The organism is Mycolicibacterium canariasense, from assembly GCF_002101555.1.
GTDB classification, from domain to species: Bacteria; Actinomycetota; Actinomycetes; order Mycobacteriales; family Mycobacteriaceae; genus Mycobacterium; species Mycobacterium canariasense.
This window is the reverse complement of sequence record NZ_LQOL01000003.1, coordinates 1-18,644: the sequence shown is the minus strand read 5'-3', so window position 1 is coordinate 18,644 and position 18,644 is coordinate 1. Positions and strand designations below refer to the sequence as shown.

Below are 18,644 nucleotides of genomic sequence, written 5' to 3'. Positions count from 1 at the left end.
GCGTGCTTCGTCGCCCGTCGGCCGTGCCGGTGTACCGGCCCGACATCTACAGTCGGTCAGCCATTCTCGACCCCTACCCCCACTACCGTGCGATGCGCGAGCTCGGGCCCGTCGTGTGGCTGGCCCGCCACCGTCTCTACGCCCTGCCGCGATACAGCGAGTGCAAAGCCACCTTGCGCGATGATGACCTATTCCTCTCCGGCCACGGTGTTGCGGCCAACCCACTGATCAATCGACTCTCGCGCGGCACCACGCTCAACAGCGACGGTGCCGAGCACGACCGTCGCCGCAAACTCGTCGCTCACCGGTTGATGCCACGAGCCCTACGCAGCCTGGGTGACGTGGTCGACGCTCAGGCGCGTTCCATCGTCGAAGATGCCGTCTCGCGCACGACGGTGGATGCGGTCGCCGATATCGCCACGGCCCTGCCGTTGGCTATCGTGCCCGATCTGGTCGGGTGGCCCAGCGATCAACGCACCCACCTACTCGACTGGGCTGCAGCCACATTCGACATCCTCGGACCAGCGAACCTGCAGTCGATCAGAGCTCTGCCGCGCAGCCTGCACATGCTGCGCTTCGCCCGCCGCGTCGTGCGGGAACGCAATGTGCTGCCCGGCAGCATGGCCCACGAACTGCTGACCGCCGTCGACGAGGGCACCCTCGCCGTCGACGAAGTTCCGCCGCTACTCATCGATTACATCGCCCCATCACTGGACACCACGATCAGCGCCATTTCCAGTGCGATGTATCTGTTCGCCACCCACCCCGAACAGTGGCAGCTGCTCAAAGGCGACCCCTCGCTCCTCCCCAACGCCATCAACGAGGTCGTGCGCTATGAATCACCACTACGGGCCTTCACCCGCAAGACTGCGCGAGCGGGCGTCATCTCCGATGTGGCCCTGCCTGCGGGCTCCCGGGTGTTGGTGCTCTACGCCTCGGCCAACCGCGACGAACGCGAATGGGACGCTCCCGACGTCTTCGATATCCGCAACGACGCCGGCCGCCATGTCGGGTTCGGTAGCGGTGCGCACGCCTGTGCCGGTCAAGGCCTGGCCCGGCTGGAGACCACGGCGATGCTCAAGGCGCTGATCGAGCGCGTCGACCGCATCGAGGTGGCCTCCGAGCCGACATGGGGAATCAACAACATCATCCACCGCCACGACCGGTTGCCGATCCGGCTCATCGCGGCATGAAGGTCAAGGTGACCGACGAGGTGCGGCGCTACCAACAGCGGAACGGAAAGGATTGCAGCCATGCCTGAGTCGGAGGTCTACGACGTCATCATCGTCGGATTCGGTCCTGCCGGAGCCGCCGCAGCCAACGCCGCCGGCGCGCTGGGTTTGCGCACCCTCGTCGTCGAACGTGACTTGGCGATCTTCGATCGCCAGCGAGCCATCGCTCTCGATGATGAAGCGTTGCGGGTGATTCGGGGACTCGGGCTGATCGACGAGGTCACTGCGCACATGCACCTCGGCATCACTGCTCGGTTCGTGGGCATGGACGGAAAGCCCTTTCTCTCCACCCCCTCCGCGCCGACCACGTACACCGGATACTCGCTGGCCAATTTCTTTCATCAGCCCGCGCTCGAACACGCGCTGCGCGAGGGCCTGAAGCGCTTCCCCTGTGTGGAAGTCCGGGCGGGGTGGACCGCGTCCCTGGTCGGGCAGGGCGCACACGTCGTGACGTTGGAGTTGACCGACGAACAAGAGCAGTCGGTACACGTCAGCGGCCGTTACGTCCTCGCCTGCGACGGCGGCAGCAGCTCACTGCGCAAACAACTCGGCATTGCTTTCGCGGGTACCTCGTACGCCGAACAGTGGATGGATGTGCAAGCGCGGGTCAAACGCCCGCTGCACCGTCCGCCCCACTTCGATTTCGTCTGCTCCCCGGAGCGCCCCGGCGTCAGGTGTCCCTGCCCGGGCGGGTACTACCGGTGGGAATGGCGCATCAATCCCGGCGAAGACGCCGACGCCATGCTCAGCGAAGACAACATCTGGCGCATGCTGGCCGTCGAAGGGGTTACCCCCGACCACATCGAGATCGCTCGGACGTGGTGTTACACCTTCCATGTGCGCAAGGCACAACGGTGGCGGGTGGGACGAGTCCTACTCCTGGGCGACGCCGCACATGTCATGCCTCCCTTTGCCGGCCAGGGCATTTCGGGTGCATTCCGTGACGCCGCCAACGTGGTGTGGAAGCTCGACGCCGTTGTCCGCGGCCGGGCCAGCGATGCCCTGCTCGATACGTATCAATCAGAACGTGAACCCCACCATGACGCAATGACGCAGCGGGCTGTGACATTCGGCAAGATCGTGATGACCCAACGCCCGTCGATTGCCTGGCTACGCGACAAGGTCCTGCGGACAGCTACCCGGATTCCTGGCGTGATGGCCGCGTTGGTGCGCCGCATCGGCGCACCGACACCACTGGGGCCGGGATGTCTGCCTGCGCACCGCGCCAACGGCATGGTCGGATACCTCGTCACGCCGGCGCGCGTTGCATTGCCCGGTGCCGCATCGACATACATCGACGACGCTCTCGGACAAGGGTGGACGATCCTCGGTCTGGACGCCGATCCCCGAGACACGATGCATGAAAGCTCAGCGCGGGCATGGGAACGCCTCGGTGCGCGATTTCTGACGATCCGTCCCGGGACCTCGGTGGTACAGGGTGACGAACTCGGTGACCCAACCGGACAACTGTGGGATGCCATGGTCGCCCACGACGTCAATTACCTCGTGGTGCGGCCCGACCGATACGTCTACGCCGCAACCACATACGGCCACGAAATCGGCGCGCCGATGTTCGCCCAGTCCGAACACGCGACAGGCGCCCCCGTTCGCACACTCGACCGATCAGCTGGTTAGCGGCACCGCCATCAACTCGTCCCAGGAGCCCCCGATGATCAACTCCGTCCGTATGTCCACCTTGATCGGTATCGCCCGTGCCGCGATCGGGGTGGCTTACATGATCGCTCCCACCCGCGCGCACACGACCCTTGCCGGTCGCGATGCTGCACTGCCCACCACCCGGGCGGCCAGTCGTACGTTCGGGATCCGCGAGATCTACGTCGGCGGCAGTGTCGTCGCGGCACAGGCATGGTCACCGCGCGCGGTCGTCCCGCTTCTGGTCGCGGGTGTCGTCATCGATGCATGGGACACCGCGGCGTTCGCCACGACCGCTGATTTGCCGGACGGGATGCGCCGTGCCGGAGTCGCGGTCGCCGGTGTGTTCACCGTCGGAGGGATCGCCGCCGCGATCCAGACCGCACGCACCCGCCGCGGCGGCGGCCGCACTCTTGGCGAGGTACGGCGATAAGCATCGCAATGTTGGACGTCGGGAGCCGTGAGGCCCGTGCCGCAGACGTCAGCTGTCGGTGGCCTGAAACAGCACCGTGGTGGTTCTGCGCGCAAAGCGCCAGCGGCCATCCGGACCGCGGCTGATCACGTCGTCGTAGTCGGCGATCATCAGCGCTGGCAGCGGCAGCGGCGGGAGACCGTCGGCGGCATGCAACGTCAGCACGCTGACAGCGTGGATCGTGGCGTCGTCGGCGGCGGTGATGTGCACATTGCTGAACAAGTGCCGCGACGTCCGTGCACCACTGCTGCGGCGATGCGCGTACAGCGCTTTGATCGCCGCACGGCCCTGCACCGGATACCCGAACAGGACGTACTCACCGTCATCGTGGAACAGCTCCTCCACGCCGTGGCCCTGCTGGTGATCGATACGCCAGGCGAAGTCCACGATCAGCTCCTCGATTGCCGTACGGGTGGCGGGGTCGATCATGGCGGTACCTTTCAGTGCGCTCTCGCGCTCAGATTGCGGTCACGAGGTCGGGCAAAGCAGCCAATGCCAACTCCGCCATCGCGGACACCAGCGACAACGTCTGGTCGAGATCGGCGTTCTCACTGTCGAGTTGGTAGGACACGAACACCCCGTCGAGCAAGATCAACGCGATACGGCCGGCCAGCTCGGTAGCGACCACCCGCACGTCAGGCGCGAGCGTCTCCAGCACCGGTGCAAGGGCATCGGCTACCACGTGACGGGCGCGGGCGCGGATGCGTTCCACCGTTGCCCGGACCCCGTCGTCGTCGCCTTTCTCCAACGCCAACAGCAAGAACAACCGCAGAAAGTCGGGATGGCCGACCAGCACCCGTGCGGTGGTCTCCAGGCGGGTGCGCACCGACGCGGCGGGATCGAACGCGACGCTCTCGATGGCGCCGAACGTGGCGTCGGCGACACCGTCGATGACCGCGTCGAGCAAACCCTGTTTGCTGCCGAAGGCGTGATAGATCGAGCCGGTGTGCACCCCTGCGGCAGTGGCGATCGCCGACATCCCGGTGCCGGCGTAGCCGCGGGTGCAGAACAACGTGGTCGCGGCCTGCAAGATCACCGCGCGCGACGCCGCGCCACGCGCTCGGCGGCCGTCGGCGACCGCTGACCGCCCATCGGCCATCACAATCCCTCCCCCGTCGACCGCTGGCCGTGGCGCTCAATCACGTTGTCCAGCCGGCCGATACCATCGATCTCCACCGAGACCCGCGCACCGTAACGGTTCAAGTCGATGCTGCGGATGGTCGGAAACCGCTCCGGTGCCGCCGGCCGTGCCGCCGTTCCGAAATGCACGATATCGCCGGGTAGCAACGTCATCGACTCCGAAAGATGCGCCAGCACCTCCTGCACCGGAAACGTCAGATTGGCCGTGGAATCCTGCAACACCAGCTCGTCGTCGAGGTAGCCGCGCACCTCCAACGCGTTGGGATCATCGACATCGTCACGCAATGTGACCCACGGCCCGATCGGGGTGAACGTGTCGCTGCCCTTGGATCGGGCGTGATAGGTCAGATACAACGAACGATCGTCGTCACCGCGCCGGATACGCCACGGCTCGTCGACCGGGACGCCCGGTGGCATCACCAGTTCCACACTGTCCTGCGATTTGATACCCGGGGAGGTGAGGTCGTTGACGATCGTGTACCCGAACACCGCCGCCAACGCCTCCTCGGGGGATGCCCGCCGCACCCGCGCACCGATCACCGCAGCCAGCTCGGGCTCGGGATGCACCACCCCCCAGTCGGTGCACAGCTCGATCGCCCCGCCGTGACCCACCATCGAGGTCGATGGCGCCAGAAAATACATCGGCGCGGTCATGGGACGCGCCGCCAGATGGTTGAACACCTCGTTGTTCAGCGCCACCCCCACGATCTTGGAAGGCTGCGGCACCGGCGGCAGCCATTCCAGCCGCTCACCATCGCCGACCCGGCACTGCGGTGGCGCGGCACGTACGCGCCTCATCAGGTCGCCGCGAGCCGTCTGCTGCAGGTCGATCAAGGTCCCCATCGTGACCGCGTCATCGCCCAAGGCTGCTCCCACATCGATAAAGGGTTGCCCGTCAACGGCATCGGCGATGAGTCGGTCAGCGCCGCTGCGCCGCACGGTGGCCAGTCTCACCCTTCACACACCCCCATTGATCACGATCAACACCACTGCCGCCGAGAGCATCAGCGCGGCTCCCACGAACAAGGCAACGTTCTTGTCCAGCACTCTGCGGCGACCCGCGATGCTGATCAGCACCGGGCGGTACCCGTTCGGGTCGGCGAGCTGTCCACCGTAGGACCGCATCGCGGCCATTGCCACGAAAAACCCCGCCAGCACTACGGCCGCGATCACCACCGCCACGCCGACCCGGAGTCCTCTCGGCCCCAACGGCGCCCATGTCAGCACCACCGCCAACACACCGATCCCGACATGGGTGGCGGCCTGCCACACCACATGAAACCTCGCGTGCCCCACCCAGCGCGGATTGGTCGCGTGCGTTCGGTTCAGGTCAGCCGCCACCGCCACCACCGCGAAGGAGAGCACCGCAAGGGTGACGAGCACCTGAATCGCAGCCACCATGCCCCATCGCCAATCTATTTTATCGATCGATCAACAAAATAGTTGCAGATGGTCCGCCGCGGCGCAAGACGACGCGGCCCTGCTGACGTCAAGCCTCGGCAGCTGGCTCGTTCTGGAGGGCGTCGACGAAGTGGGCGATGTCGAGGCGCCTGGAGTCGGCAGCCCACACCGCCCAGGTGCGCCGGACCAGCGGACTGCCGACCAGGGGATACCAGCTCACGTCGTCGGGCATGGGTTGCGACCAGTGCGGCGGAGCCAACGCGAAGGCGCGCCCCGAGGTCACCGATGCCAGCTTGACCTCGGCGATGAGCGGCTCCCCGGCGGGTGCCTCGGAACCATGGCTTACCCCGTGGCTGCGCAGGATGGCGGTGAGTTCGTCGAACCAGGCGGGGCTGCCGGACCGCGGGAACCCGACCCAGTCCAGTCCGGCGAGAGCCTCCAAGCGAACGCCGCGATCGGTCAACAGTGCTTCAGCCCGCGTCCGGGCCAACAACACGCCCAAGCGTTCCTCGACGGCCAGCGTTGCATCCAGATCGGGTCCCGTCGGGCGCTCCCGTACCAATCCGACGTCGAGCTCTCCGTTGCGCAGCGCGTCGAGTTGCACGGCTGTCGTCGCGTGCCGCGCCTGGACGCGTGTCTCTGGATGCGCAGCGCCAAGCCTGGCCAGGGCCGCAGGAAGCAGGTCAGGTGGCAGTTCCAGAGGTATGCCCAGTCGCAGCACGTCGCCGGGGCTGTCATGGCGGGTCAACGCGGCCAGGGCTTGGTCGTGGCGGGCCAGCACGGCCCGTGATTCGGTGAGCAGGGTGCGGCCGGCGTCGGTGAGCGCAACGCCTGTGCGGTGGCGGACCAGCAGCTCCAACCCGAGCCTGCGTTCGAGGGCGACCATTGCCTGCGATAGGGCCGGCTGGCTGATGTGCAGGCGGCGCGCAGCCGCGGTGACGCTGCCTTCCTCGACCACGGCGATGAACATGCGCATCTCTCGGATCTCCACCCGACCATCACACCACCTGCAGCCATAAGCGCACCCAATGGCGACTGACGTAACCGGAATGCGACGACGTGGGCATTGCGGCGCGTCGCGCTGTTGAGTGGAGCATGTCGAAGGGAAACGTCATGAGCCGGAATGCATCTACTGCCACGGTGGCGGATTGGTTGGCAGCCGTCGACGACAGTTCACGCACTTTGCGCGAGCTGGTCGTCGGTTTGTCGGACGCGCAACTGCACGCGCCGTCCTACGCCGGCGATTGGAGTGTCGCGCAGGTGCTGTCGCATCTGGGCAGTGCCGCGGAGATCGGGACGGTTCTGCTGCAGCGAGGGCTGGCCGGTGACGATTCCGCACCCACCTCGCGGGACACCGGGCCGGTGTGGGAGCGGTGGAATGCCCTGGCGGCCGACCAGCAGCGCGCCCAGTGGATTCAAGCCGACACCACCCACCGCGACCTGCTGCGAGATGTCGTCGACAAGCCGGTTCGCGTCCCCTACTTCGCTGGTCTGCTCACCGTGCAGGAGTATGCCGGGTACCGGCTCTCCGAGCAGTCACTGCATGGATGGGACGTCGCGGTAGCGCTCGAGCCCTCCGCGGCCATTGCGCCGGCCGAGGTGGATTTGTTGTGGCAGCGGCTGGACCTTGTCGCCACTCGGTTCCGCGCACCCGACGTTCTGGCGCGCCTGTCCCCGCACCAGCTCGCGGTGCACACGAATTCACCCGACCGGACGTACTGCATGACCCTCGGCGCCGAGCTGCACCTGCTGCCCTGCGACGCTGCCGATCCCTCGGCCGCGGTGCGTGGTAGCGCGGAGGCCGTGCTGCGGCTGGTCTACGGGCGGCACCGCGACAGCGATGACATCGCGGTCGAGGGCGCCGTGACCCTCGCCGACATGCTGGCACTGTTTCCCGGTTACTGACCGGGTCCTATGCCGTCGAAATCCTCTTCATATCAGCAGAACTCAGAAACAGGAGCATTGCCATGTCCGATCCCGCTTACTTCACCCGCTACGAGAACCTGTCCTTCGATCGCACCGAGGACGGCATCCTCACATTGCGATTCCACACCAACGGCGAACCGATCACCTTCACCGGCCAGACTCACCAAGACCTGCCCGCGGCCCTGGAAGAGATCGCCCTCGACACCGACAACCAGGCAATGATCCTGACCGGCACCGGCGACACGTTCATGGACGTCATCGACGGCGACAGCCTTGGCGAGATCTTCAAACCCCTGGTCTGGGAAAAGATCCGCCGAGAAGGACTCGCCGTTCTGCAACGGTTGCTCAGCCTGCCCATTCCGGTGGTCGGCGTCGCCAACGGACCCGCGACGGTGCATTCGGAATACCTCCTGCTCACCGATGTGCACATCGCCTCCGACCGCGCCACCTACGGCGACTTCCCGCATCCGGCCTTCGGGATCACCGCAGGCGACGGTCTGCAGGTGGTGTGGGAGGAGATCGCCGGTACTGCGCGGGCGAAGTGGCTGCTGTGGACGGGTGAGACGATCGACGCCATCACCGCCGAAAAGTGGGGTGTGGTCAACGAAGTGGTGGAGCACGACCGGGTCTACGCACGCGGATTGGAGCTCGCCCGCATGCTGGCCGCCAAACCGCGGTTGTACCGTTCGCTGCAGAAGCAGACTCTGAACCAGAAGCTGCTGCGCCGCATCGTCGAAGGAGTGCCTCATGGCATGGCCCTGGAAGGCCTGACCGCAGCCGACCTCGCCTACCGCCAGTGAGCGAGCAACTCGGCACCGCCAACGGCGGCAGATCCCGAAGAGTCGTCATCACCGGCGCCTCCAAGGGAATCGGTTGGGAACTTGCCAGGGTGCTGGCAGACCGCGGGCACCAACCGGTCGGGATCGCACGCACCGCCCCGGTCGAGTTCCCGGGCTCATTCATCACCGCCGACTTGGCCGATCGTGGCCAGACCGCTGACGCATTCACCGACATACTCGCGGCCGGCCCGGTCGACGCCCTGGTGAACAACGTCGGGCTGGTGCGCCCGGCGCTCCTGGGAGCAGTCGACCTCGACGACCTGGCCGCGGTGTTCGACGTGAACGTCCGACTGGCCGTTCAGGCCACCCAAGCGGTGATGCCCGGCATGCTGGACCGGGGTTGGGGGCGGATCGTCAACATCACCAGTCTGGTCACCGTGGGAATGGCCGAGCGCACTGCCTACGGATCGGCCAAGGCGGCGTTGGAGTTCTGCACACGAGCGTGGGCCGTCGAGCTTGCACGCAGCGGCGTGACGGTCAATGCGGTAGCTCCGGGACCCACCGAGACCGAACTGTTCCGCGCCAACAATCCGCCCGGTTCCGAGGGTGAGGCGCGCTACCTCGATGCCGTGGCGATGCGGAGATTCGGATCCCCACGGGAAATCTCGGCGGCAGTGGCCTTTCTGCTCTCCGAGGACGCCGCCTTCATCACCGGGCAGGTTCTGCGCGTCGATGGCGGCGGTTCGATCGGAGCCGCGTAACCGACCCGAAGTTCCACACCCGCCGGCGTCTCGACGCCGAATGCACTGTCAACGACCGGCGGAACCAGACAACACCCACCATCCCCGCCGTGGTCGCCACGGCACAGCAGAAACGCGCAGATCATCATGGCCGAAGTCGAGTTCAGCGTCGGGCTGCCCCCGACATCCAAGGTGCCCGAACTGTTCACGTACGCCGAAAGCCTCGGCTACGCGCAAGGTTACGTCTTCGACACCGCGTTCCAAGGCGACGACGTCTGGTACCAGTTGCATCGCGCGGCCGAAGCCACCACCACCTTGCGGCTCGGCCCCGGTGTATTGATCCCCTCTCAACGCCACCCCCTCGTCAACGCCGCGCAAACCGTCTCGTTGCACGCGCTGGCCCCGGGCCGGGTCACCACGTCCTTCGGCACCGGGTTCTCCAGCCGAGCCGCCATCGGTCAGCCGCCGGTGAGGTGGTCCTACATGGAGGATTACATCACCGCCTACCAACAACTCCTTGCCGGCGAAACGGCCGAATGGGAAGGTGCGCCCATCAGGATGCTGCTCCGTGGCACTGAATGGGAAAGTGTTGTTCCACTTCGTGTCCCGCTCATCATGAGCGGTACCGGACCCAAGGGAGACGCCATCTCCCGTCGGCTCGGTGCGGACGGAATGATGTCGCTGTTCGCGGTCACACCGCAGCAAGCGGCATACGGCCGGCGCGTGGTGGTGGTGATGGGCACGGTTCTCGACGAGGGCGAAAAGGTCTCCGATGACCGTGTCCGCGATGCGGTAGGCGTCGTGGCGGGTGTGCAGCTGCATTTCGCCTGGACCCTGCAGGGCCCGGAGGCGGTACGGCAGATGCCCGGTGGCAAGGAGTGGCTCGACGTCGTCAACCAACACCCCCAGCGGGAACGCCATTTGGCCGTGCACCAGGGACACCTGCTGAAGATGAGCGACGCCGACGCCGCGGCTTGGCGAGCAGGCAGCCATGCGTTGCTACCGGGCAACACGATGACCGGCTCCCTCGACGAAGTGTCCGCGGCGATCCGCACACTCGTCGACGACGGCGCCACCGAAGTCCACTTCCAGCCCTCCGGGCCCGACATACCGCGTGAACTCGAACGCTTCATGACCGCAGCGCGTCGCGCATGACGTCCACGGTCACCATCCGAGCCGTCCTCGGGGGCGAAGCAACGTTGATTGAGATGGAGAATACGAAATGAACACAACGCAATTGGGCGCTGGGGTGTCGATAACCGGTGCGGTGGCGGTGGTTACCGGAGCCAACCGCGGTCTGGGTCGGGCTTACGTCGCGGCATTGCTGGAACGTGGCGCCGCCCGGGTGTATGCCGGGGCCCGCAATCCCGACTCGGTCGTCGTCGACGACGGCCGGATCACCGCCGTGGCCCTCGATATCACCGATGCGGCCGCTGTATCCGCGGCTGCGTCGACGGCCACCGATGCCACCATCGTCATCAACAACGCCGGGCTGATGCTCACGTCGCCGTTCCTGTCAGCCTCGGATCCAGACGCAGCACGCAAGGAAATGGACACCAACTACTTCGGCACGTTGGCGATGGCCCGCGCGTTCGCGCCGGTACTGGCAGCCAACGGCGGTGGAGCTTTGGTCAATGTTCTGTCGGTGGTGAGCTTCTACTCCTTGCCCTTCAACGCGTCCTACTGTGCATCGAAGGCAGCTGAATGGTCATTGACCAACGCTCTTCGCCTCGAAATGCGCGGGGCGGGAACCCTTGTCGTCGGAGTTCATCCAGGATTCATCGATACGGACATGACGGCCACGGTCAGTGACGACAAGATCCCTCCTGGCGAGGTGGCGGCCCAAACCCTCGACGCCGTACAAGCGGGGCGACCAGAGGTCCTGACCGACGCGTTCACCCGGACGATCAAGCAGACAATCCCCCAGCACCTCCAGACCCTGTACCCCGATGTGCAGCAGCGTTGGGATGCCGGAGCGAACCCCTGGGGTGACGGCTGACGACCTTTCGGGGTGCGGCGACTGCCGAATGACGGCCGCGCACCGCGCCACCGGCCGGGCGTCGTCAACTCGATACCAGCTCGCGCCATTGCACTGCACTGTACAGTACAGATAGAGGCATGGCGGCTGATAGGAGTCGATGAGATGGCCACGACGATGAAAGCTGTTCGGTTTCATCAGTTCGGCGGGCCGGAGGTCCTTCGCTACGAGGACGTACCGATCCCGGACCTACAACCGGGGGAAGTGCGCGTGCGCGTGCACGCCGTCGGCCTCAATCCCCCGGACTGGTATCTGCGCGACGGTTACCGGCACAAGCAACTGCCCGACGGGTTGATCCCACCGATCCCGCTGCCGGCCATCCCCGGATCGGACGCCTCGGGTGTCGTCGAATCCGTCGCGGAGGATGTTGGCGACTTCTCCCCCGGCGATGAAGTGTTCGGCATGGTGCGCTTCCCCAGCTTCGGCCAGAGCGCGACCTATGCCGAGTACGTATCGGCGCCGGCGGCGCACTGGGCGCACAAGCCCGCCGGAATCGGTCACGAACACGCCGCCGCCGCGGCCATGTCCGGACTCACGGCATGGCAGTTCCTGATCGAACTGGGCCACACCGAACAGAACCCCTTACAACCTCACGCGCACCAGCCGGTACCCCTCGACGGCGCGACGGTGATGGTCAACGGCGCCGCCGGCGGAGTGGGGCACATCGCCGTGCAACTCGCGAAATGGAGAGGCGCCCGCGTGATCGCCGTCGCTTCGGGTCGACACGAGTCGTTCCTACGTGGCCTGGGCGCCGACGACGTCATCGACTACACCACCAGCCGGCCCGAAGAAATGGTGCGAAACGCCGATCTCGTGCTCGACACCATCGGTGGGCCCGAAACCAGTCGGTTCCTTCAAACGATCAAGCCGGGCGGCGCGCTGTTCCCCTGCTTCCTGGGGTTCGACGATGCCGAGCGGGCGCACGAACTGGGCGTCGCCGTGTCCCAAACTCAGGTTCGGTCCAATGGATCCCAACTCAGCGACCTGGGACGCCTGCTCGACGACGGCACGGTGGGTATCGCGATCGACGGGTCGTTCCCGCTTCAGGACGCCGCCGCGGCACACCAACGGGCCGAGCAGGGGCACCTCCGCGGCAAGCTGGTGCTGACCGTCGCCTGAGACGGCGGCGGATGAGCCGATTGTCAGGCGAGCCGCGGGAACAGCGCCACCGCATTCTCGCGATTGATCGCCGCGGCTCGATCGCCGACTCCGGCATCGAGTAGCTCGGTGAACCGTGTCCCCACAGCCGCTGGGGCATAAGGGAAGTCGCTGCCGTACAAGATCCGTGCCGGATCGGCGAAGGCCAGGAAACAGGGCAGGGCATACGCGCTGGACGAGAGCGCGGTATCGAAGTAGCAACGCTTGAATGTGGCTTCGAGGTCGTCCGCCGAAGGGCCGTCCGGGTCGAGTTCCGATTGCAGCAGACAGAATCGCGTCACGGCATACGGGAGGAAGCCGCCGGCATGCGAGAGGACGATCTTCACGGCCGGGTACTTGTCGTGAATCCCGTTGAACACCATGTGCACCGCGGTGCGGGTCGACTCGAAGGGATAATCCACCAGCGGGCCCGGCACGCCGGGCAGCGTTGCGATCACAGGATGCCCGGGGTGGACGAACACCACTGCGGCCCGCTGGTCGAGGGCGCTCCACAGCGGCGCAAGCCGCGCATCGCCGAGATACATGTTGTCGTAACTGCTGAGCAGGACGACCCCGTCGGCGTGGAGTTCGTCGAGGGCGAAACACGCCTCCGCGACGGCGCCGTCGACGTCGGGCAGCGGCAGCGTCGCGAAGTAGCCGAATACCTTGGGCTGCTCGGTCATGAGCGTGGTGCTGTACTCGTTGACCCGGCGCGCCATCGCACGACGCGCGTCGGTGGGCCACCCCACCACGCTCGGCGCCGTCAGCGACAGGATGCTGGTGGCGATCCCGTTGTCTGCCATGAATCTCTGGTGACCGTCAGGATCCCACGATGGCAGGGTCCAGCCAGAGGGATCGCCACCATGCTCGGGCAGCGACTCGCCCCAGAACGGCGGGACGAAGTGGGTGTGCACGTCGATTCGGTTCGGCGAAGCGGCCATCGGTGGGCTCCTTCGAGCTGGTGCTAGGGACGTTCGATGAGGATGGGGGGTTCGGCTTGGCCGGGCTGTGGCCAGTTGGAGAAGACCTCGGCGTAGCTGTGGCTCATGATCTCGAGCACCGTCCCCCACGGATCGGCACAATAGGCGAGCACCCAAGGACGTCCGGGCACGAAGGCCGTGGGTTCCGAGAGCATGGTGCCGCCCTCATCGGTGATGAGCGCAACAGCCTGCGCCACATCGAGATAGGTCAGGCAGAGGTGCCACGGTCCGCGGCGGGTGAAGTCGATCGGATCGTCGGCGTCGCGGTGCTGCACCGGAGGGTCGATGAATTGGAAGAGTTCGATGCCGACACCGTTGCCGCACAACAGGTGCGCCTGCCAGGCGCGGCGGAACCGAGGGCCGAGGGACGCGGCGGCTTCACGATGGTCGGGTTCGAGCAGCCGCGGTCCCATGATGCATCGGAAGCCGAAGACGTCTCCGTACCAGTCGATCGCGCCGAACACATCGGGCACGGTCACGCCGACATGGTTGACCGCCAGTGCCGCGGACGCCGGCCGTAGATCCGGGCTCGTCATCGATGCTTCTCCCTGTGGTAGAAGGCGGCCTGAATGAGGTGATGGGTGACCGCATGGTGGTGGAACCCGTCGACGTCGATCACGTGGCCGGAGAAGGTATCGACGAATGTCGGCCATGATCTCGAACGCTAACACATCTTTGACCGATCGGTCCAAGTTTGGTTATCGTGAGGCTGGTACACGGCGATGGGCGGCAATCGTGTCCGCGGCCGCGAATTTCGACGCCCGAAAGGGGGTGTGAGCGCGCGTGGCGGGGCGTAAGCAGTTCGACGTCGATCATGTTTTGGACCAGGCAATGCGGGTGTTCTGGGAGAAGGGGTACGTCGGAGCATCGCTCGAAGACTTGACGTCGGCGACCGGTCTGGGACGTGGGTCGCTCTATGGGACCTTCGTCAGCAAGGATGGACTGTTCCGGCAAGCGCTGCAGCGGTATTCGCTGCTCTACGGGGCGCGCTTCGACGCCGCACTCGCGCGCGCCGACACCGACCCGGTAGGCGCCGTCGAGGCATTCTTCGCCGTGGTCCTCGACCGCATCGCCGACCCCACCGTCCCCGACGGGTGCCTCGTCGCACAGGCGACCATCTCGTCACCGACGTTGGAGGCGGAGACGGCGGATCACGTTCGGGAAATGCTGCGCGCGCAACACGCTCGAGTCAGATCAGCCCTCGACCACACCCACCCCGACAAGCAACTGCTCGACGATCTCGCGGCCTACGTCGTGGGCATCACGCAGTCCCTTGCCGTGCTCAGCCGCGGCGGAATGTCCGCCCAAGAGCTGCAATCCACGGCCAGGCTCGCGTGCGAGACCGTTACCCGCCGGCTTGGTGAACACCACCGGTGAGCGATGAGCGTGTGAGATGAGCCGGCTTCTATCGCCTGGCGGGCTGCCCGCAGTACCGTGGACCCATGGATCGAAGGGCCGCGGGTGCACCCGTTCGTCCGTCGCAGGCGGTGTCGACGACAGAGGCAATACTGCAGACCGCCGTCCGAGTCTTTCTCGCCCACGGTTACGAGCAGTCCAGCATGGACGCGATCGCGTTGCAGGCCGGGGTGGCGCGTAGAACGTTGTACAACCAGTTCGCCAACAAGAAGGCGCTGTTCGACGCGACGATGGCGCGACTGTGGGCCAGCATGCCGCTCGACGCGATCATCGAATCGACTGCGCAGGTTCGCCCCGCGGATGAGGTCCTGTTCACGATAGGGCGCACGATCGCCGGCTTTTGGGCACCGCCAGAGGCGGTGGCGTTCATGCGGCTGGTGATCTGGGAGAGCGCACGATTCCCCGAAATCGGTCAAAGCTTCATGGACTCCGGGCGGGAGCCTGCTCGACGCGCCGTTCACGATTACGTGTGCCGGCTCAGCGAAGAGCCCGAATTCGAGATCCCCGATCCTGATCTCGCGACGGCGCAGTTCATCGACGTCATCCTCGGCGAGGTCCTGTTGGGTCGGCTGGTGGCCTCCTCGAGCTCCGCACTCGACGACGACCGGTGCGATTACGTGGCGCGTGAAGCGGTGGCGCTGTTCATGGCTCGTTATCGCCGTCACTCCTGATACCGAATGAGCACGTCGGGTTGTCCGCGATCGTCGGTCCAACTGAGGTACTCACTCTGGTCGTGGTTGCAGAACATCTGGATGTCGTCGGCATGGGCGAGTCGCAGGTCCTCGCGTTCTCCGCTCAACGTGTGCGGATCGATCAGCGGCAGGCGCCCGCCGAGATCGGCTCCCGTGTCGGTCATGTGCTCTCCTCCTAGTTTGCCTTGAGCAGAATGTCGTCGAGCCAGTTGAAGACCACTTCGTCCTTGTGCGCCAAAGCCCCTGATTGGCAGTGGTTCTCGGCGCCATCCTCGGCGGTGAAGCGTACGAAGGTCTTCGGCGACCGCAGAGTGTCGAAGACCTGCTCGGGCTGGCCGCGGAAGAATTGATCACCGTCGGCTTCCATCACCAGAGTCGGTGCCGTAATGCGTTCCACAACAGTGTGATCCAAGGTCATCGCCCGGCTCGCATCGACGAACTCGTAGAGCGACCCGGACCCGAAGCAGAAGGTGCCCTGGGTGAACGTCCACCGCAGCTGTGTGTTGGTCTGCATCTGCTGGGTGACGATCTCGTCGAATCCAGCGGAATCCCCGGCGTCGAGCGCCCGAAGCGCCTCGAGTGACAGGACGCCGCGGATGCTGTCGTAGAGGCTCCACACGCCGTCGTAGAGTATGGCCGCCTGGAACCGCGGTTCGTAGGCAGCGGCGCGCGCGGCGAGGTATCCGCCGAGGCTCATGCCTTGTACTGCGAGTCGATCGCCGTCCACGTCGGAACGCGACAGCGCATAGTCGACGACAGGAGTCACCACCGCTTCCCAGTCGTACCGGAAGGGCAGCTTCTGCTCCCGAAGCGGCATGCCCTGACCGGGTCCGTCGAAGGTGAGGCAGTTGTATCCGCGTCGGTTGGCCGCTGCGGCGCCGAAGTAGTACAGCTCCTCGATGCTCGAATCGAAACCGCCGTGGAAGATGAGCGTCGGTCGCGGTTCCCCGGAATCGTCGACCTTGTAGAAGTACCCCGGAAGCGTCGTGCCCTCGTAGGGGATCTCGATGGGCTCCCAGGGCTTGGATCGTCGGGTTTCTACCCCTCACGCGCGCCTCGGCGTCGATCCTTCCCGTCACTCACCACCACTTCGGTGCGGTGGGCAGCAGCCTGTTACCTGTTGCGGCGGTATGCGGTCGGGGTGACGCCGACGCGTTGTTTGAAGGTCGTGGCGAAGTGGCTCGGGTTGGCGAATCCCACGCCGGCGCTGATCTCGGTGATGCTGGCCCGACTGCTCCAAAGCAGCGCCTTGGCCCGTTCGATTCGCTGCTCGATCAGGTACTGGTGAGGGGTCGTGCCGAACGCAGTCGAGAACGCAGGCAGAAACACACTCGCCGTCATGCCGACCAAAGCGGCCAGTTCGTCCAGATCGATGCGGGAATCCAACTCCGATTGCAGGTAGTCGACGACGATCTGCTGGGCCCGTCCATCCAGGTGACGTGCCACGTTGTCGGCGCGCGCGGGCGGTGGCTGGGCGGGGTAGTGCTCGGAGATGTGCAGTTGCATCGTCTGGACCAGCGACTGACGGAACAGCGTCGCCGCGGCACCGTCGCGATGGGCTTGGCCGGCAAGGCGCTCCACCAGCCGATGCAGCAACGTGTCGGGATACCCGACACGCGGTGCGAGTTCTCGATCACCGAAAGTCGCCGCCGGCACGGTGATCTCACAGAAGCCGACCGTGGCTCCTTGGACGAGGGCCGCGTAGCGGTGCTCGGCAGGAATGACCCACACGTCACCGACACGGGGAAGGCAGTGACCTGACGGGCCGCCTTCGAACTCGATCTCCATGGAGGTGAGATGGCCGCGCCGATGGACGACGAACACGTGATGCGGCTCTTGAAAGCACCAGTCGGTCGGGGAGGTGATCGTTTCGGCGACGAAGCGGAAGTCCAGGCCGTGAACCCGCAGGCCACGCTCGGCCACGACAACGCGTTCGCTACGTTGCCGATGGCCATCCCACACTTGCAATCCGACCGCCCCTGACCCGCTCCAAGTTTCTCGAAGGTCGACGATTTTTCGGAGGTCCCCCCTTTCGCCCCACGATAGCGTCCTGTGCGCATATCGACGAGAGGAAGCGATGCCCGACACCGTCAACAGCATTGCCGGCAAGAACGTCCTGGTCGCGGGGGGCGCCAAGAATCTGGGCGGGTTGATCTCGCGCGACCTGGCCTCCCAGGGCGCCCGAGCGGTCACGGTGCACTTCAACAGCGAATCCACCCGCGGTGCCGCCGAGGAGACTGCCGAGGCAATCAATGCGGCAGGGGCTCAGGCCCACCTGGTGCAGGCCGATCTGACCGGCGCGGCGGCGGTGACGACGTTGTTCCAGGACGCCAGGGGTGCGATGGGGTCGATTGACATCGCGATCAACACCACCGGCATGGTCATCAAGAAGCCCCTGCCGGAGATCACCGAGGAGGATTTCGACAAGATCTTCGCGATCAACGCCAAGACGGCGTTGTTCTTCATCCAGCAGGCTGGTGAGCATCTCGGCGAGCGAGGAAAACTCGTCACGCTCGTCACCTCCCTGTTGTCGGCCTACACCGGCCTGTATTCGATCTACGCCGGGTCGAAAGCCCCTGTGGAGCACTTCACCCGCGCAGCGTCCAAAGAGTTTGGCAGCCGCGGGATCTCGGTCAATGCGGTTGCGCCCGGTCCCATGGAGACACCGTTCTTCTACGGCCAAGAAACCAAGGAGTCCGCCGAGTTCAACCAGAACGCGGCCGACCTGTCCAAGTACACCGAGACCGGCCTGACCGATCCGCGCGACATCGTGCCCTTGGTCCGATTCCTCGTCAGTGACGGATGGTGGATCACCGGGCAGACCATCCTCGCCAACGGCGGCTACACGACTCGCTGAGGCAACTGTGCAGACGAACATACTTCTCACCGCTGTTGTGGCCGTTGCTGTCGTGATTGGTGGGGCTGGGTGTAGTTCCGGCTCGCCCCAAGAGCCGGCCACGCCGGCTTCGAGCGTGCCCACCACTACCCGTGGCAGCGTGCCGTCCCCCGCCCCCAGCCGATCGGAACGTTCTTCGACC

Annotated in this window: 22 protein-coding genes; 12 read left to right on the top strand and 10 right to left on the bottom strand. The window is 65.7% G+C overall.

Annotation, left to right across the window (positions count from 1 at the left end; all coding sequences use genetic code 11):
* Nucleotides 1-2 precede the first annotated feature (2 nt).
* The 3 genes from AWB94_RS00385 to AWB94_RS00375 are packed head-to-tail and all read left to right on the top strand — an operon-like array spanning nt 3 to nt 3,318.
* Nucleotides 3-1,193: a cytochrome P450 gene (locus AWB94_RS00385; RefSeq protein WP_062655193.1), complete on the top strand. Its 1,191-nt coding sequence runs from the start codon at nt 3-5 to the stop codon at nt 1,191-1,193.
* Nucleotides 1,194-1,253: 60 nt separating this feature from the next.
* Nucleotides 1,254-2,867: a bifunctional 3-(3-hydroxy-phenyl)propionate/3-hydroxycinnamic acid hydroxylase gene (locus AWB94_RS00380; RefSeq protein WP_062655192.1), complete on the top strand. Its 1,614-nt coding sequence runs from the start codon at nt 1,254-1,256 to the stop codon at nt 2,865-2,867.
* 34 nt (nt 2,868-2,901) lie between these two features.
* Nucleotides 2,902-3,318: a hypothetical protein gene (locus AWB94_RS00375; RefSeq protein ID WP_062655191.1), complete on the top strand. Its 417-nt coding sequence runs from the start codon at nt 2,902-2,904 to the stop codon at nt 3,316-3,318.
* A 48-nt stretch (nt 3,319-3,366) separates the two neighbouring features.
* Here the strand turns inward: AWB94_RS00375 and AWB94_RS00370 are convergent, their stop codons facing one another.
* The 5 genes from AWB94_RS00370 to AWB94_RS00350 form a co-directional block, all read right to left on the bottom strand.
* On the bottom strand, nt 3,367-3,786 hold the full coding sequence (locus tag AWB94_RS00370; protein WP_062655190.1) for a nuclear transport factor 2 family protein: 420 nt from the start codon (nt 3,784-3,786) through the stop codon (nt 3,367-3,369).
* Between the two features lie 28 nt (nt 3,787-3,814).
* On the bottom strand, nt 3,815-4,456 hold the full coding sequence (locus tag AWB94_RS00365; RefSeq protein WP_062655189.1) for a TetR/AcrR family transcriptional regulator: 642 nt from the start codon (nt 4,454-4,456) through the stop codon (nt 3,815-3,817).
* On the bottom strand, nt 4,456-5,451 hold the full coding sequence (locus tag AWB94_RS00360; protein ID WP_062655188.1) for a fumarylacetoacetate hydrolase family protein: 996 nt from the start codon (nt 5,449-5,451) through the stop codon (nt 4,456-4,458). The genes AWB94_RS00365 and AWB94_RS00360 overlap by 1 nt, the downstream gene beginning before the upstream one ends.
* A 3-nt stretch (nt 5,452-5,454) precedes the next feature.
* A complete protein-coding gene (locus AWB94_RS00355; RefSeq protein ID WP_062655187.1) occupies nt 5,455-5,898 on the bottom strand; it encodes a hypothetical protein in 444 nt (147 codons plus the stop codon).
* Between the two features lie 88 nt (nt 5,899-5,986).
* The gene (locus AWB94_RS00350) at nt 5,987-6,889 is read right to left on the bottom strand and encodes a LysR family transcriptional regulator (protein WP_201029490.1); all 903 of its coding nucleotides are present in this window, start codon (nt 6,887-6,889) and stop codon (nt 5,987-5,989) included.
* Nucleotides 6,890-7,011: 122 nt separating this feature from the next.
* On the opposite strand from AWB94_RS00350, the gene AWB94_RS00345 reads away from it, so the two are divergent.
* From AWB94_RS00345 to AWB94_RS00320, 6 genes are all read left to right on the top strand, one after another.
* Entirely contained in the window at nt 7,012-7,803 is a 792-nt protein-coding gene (locus tag AWB94_RS00345; RefSeq protein WP_165605273.1) for a maleylpyruvate isomerase family mycothiol-dependent enzyme, read from the top strand.
* A 62-nt stretch (nt 7,804-7,865) separates the two neighbouring features.
* Nucleotides 7,866-8,624 carry an enoyl-CoA hydratase/isomerase family protein gene (locus AWB94_RS00340; RefSeq protein WP_062655185.1) on the top strand — a complete coding sequence of 253 codons (759 nt, stop codon included), beginning with the start codon at nt 7,866-7,868 and terminating at the stop codon, nt 8,622-8,624.
* Nucleotides 8,621-9,364 (top strand): SDR family oxidoreductase, encoded by a 744-nt coding sequence (locus tag AWB94_RS00335; RefSeq protein WP_062655184.1) that lies wholly within the window; start codon nt 8,621-8,623, stop codon nt 9,362-9,364. Before AWB94_RS00340 ends, AWB94_RS00335 begins: the two co-directional genes overlap by 4 nt.
* Before the next feature lie 126 nt (nt 9,365-9,490).
* Nucleotides 9,491-10,498, top strand: coding sequence for an LLM class flavin-dependent oxidoreductase (locus AWB94_RS00330; RefSeq protein ID WP_062655183.1), 1,008 nt, complete (start codon nt 9,491-9,493; stop codon nt 10,496-10,498).
* Nucleotides 10,499-10,565: 67 nt separating this feature from the next.
* A complete protein-coding gene (locus AWB94_RS00325) occupies nt 10,566-11,342 on the top strand; it encodes an SDR family oxidoreductase (RefSeq protein WP_201029488.1) in 777 nt (258 codons plus the stop codon).
* 144 nt (nt 11,343-11,486) lie between these two features.
* The gene (locus tag AWB94_RS00320; protein ID WP_062655181.1) at nt 11,487-12,500 is read left to right on the top strand and encodes an NADP-dependent oxidoreductase; all 1,014 of its coding nucleotides are present in this window, start codon (nt 11,487-11,489) and stop codon (nt 12,498-12,500) included.
* A 23-nt stretch (nt 12,501-12,523) separates the two neighbouring features.
* Here AWB94_RS00320 and AWB94_RS00315 read toward each other — a convergent pair whose 3' ends face one another.
* Together AWB94_RS00315 and AWB94_RS00310 are read right to left on the bottom strand one after the other, a co-directional pair.
* Nucleotides 12,524-13,459 carry an amidohydrolase family protein gene (locus AWB94_RS00315; RefSeq protein ID WP_062655180.1) on the bottom strand — a complete coding sequence of 312 codons (936 nt, stop codon included), beginning with the start codon at nt 13,457-13,459 and terminating at the stop codon, nt 12,524-12,526.
* 23 nt (nt 13,460-13,482) lie between these two features.
* The gene (locus AWB94_RS00310; protein WP_109762003.1) at nt 13,483-14,034 is read right to left on the bottom strand and encodes a VOC family protein; all 552 of its coding nucleotides are present in this window, start codon (nt 14,032-14,034) and stop codon (nt 13,483-13,485) included.
* 295 nt (nt 14,035-14,329) lie between these two features.
* Here AWB94_RS00310 and AWB94_RS00305 point away from each other — a divergent pair, with 295 nt between their 5' ends.
* Both AWB94_RS00305 and AWB94_RS00300 read left to right on the top strand, forming a co-directional pair.
* Nucleotides 14,330-14,875 carry a TetR/AcrR family transcriptional regulator gene (locus AWB94_RS00305; protein ID WP_201029486.1) on the top strand — a complete coding sequence of 182 codons (546 nt, stop codon included), beginning with the start codon at nt 14,330-14,332 and terminating at the stop codon, nt 14,873-14,875.
* Between the two features lie 65 nt (nt 14,876-14,940).
* Complete coding sequence (locus tag AWB94_RS00300; protein ID WP_064961234.1) at nt 14,941-15,585, top strand: TetR/AcrR family transcriptional regulator; 645 nt, start codon at nt 14,941-14,943, stop codon at nt 15,583-15,585.
* Here the strand turns inward: AWB94_RS00300 and AWB94_RS00295 are convergent.
* The 3 genes from AWB94_RS00295 to AWB94_RS00285 all read right to left on the bottom strand — a co-directional run bounded on the left by AWB94_RS00295 (nt 15,576) and on the right by AWB94_RS00285 (nt 17,706).
* A complete protein-coding gene (locus AWB94_RS00295; protein WP_062655177.1) occupies nt 15,576-15,770 on the bottom strand; it encodes a hypothetical protein in 195 nt (64 codons plus the stop codon). The two genes, AWB94_RS00300 and AWB94_RS00295, sit on opposite strands and share 10 nt — an antisense overlap.
* A gap of 11 nt (nt 15,771-15,781) precedes the next feature.
* Nucleotides 15,782-16,534, bottom strand: a complete 753-nt coding sequence (locus AWB94_RS00290; RefSeq protein ID WP_264022476.1) for an alpha/beta hydrolase family protein — start codon at nt 16,532-16,534, stop codon at nt 15,782-15,784.
* 185 nt (nt 16,535-16,719) lie between these two features.
* On the bottom strand, nt 16,720-17,706 hold the full coding sequence (locus tag AWB94_RS00285; RefSeq protein ID WP_084395005.1) for a helix-turn-helix domain-containing protein: 987 nt from the start codon (nt 17,704-17,706) through the stop codon (nt 16,720-16,722).
* Between AWB94_RS00285 and AWB94_RS00280 the strand changes: the two genes are divergently transcribed.
* Nucleotides 17,684-18,463, top strand: a complete 780-nt coding sequence (locus AWB94_RS00280) for an SDR family oxidoreductase (protein ID WP_062655175.1) — start codon at nt 17,684-17,686, stop codon at nt 18,461-18,463. The two genes, AWB94_RS00285 and AWB94_RS00280, sit on opposite strands and share 23 nt — an antisense overlap.
* Nucleotides 18,464-18,644 lie beyond the last annotated feature (181 nt).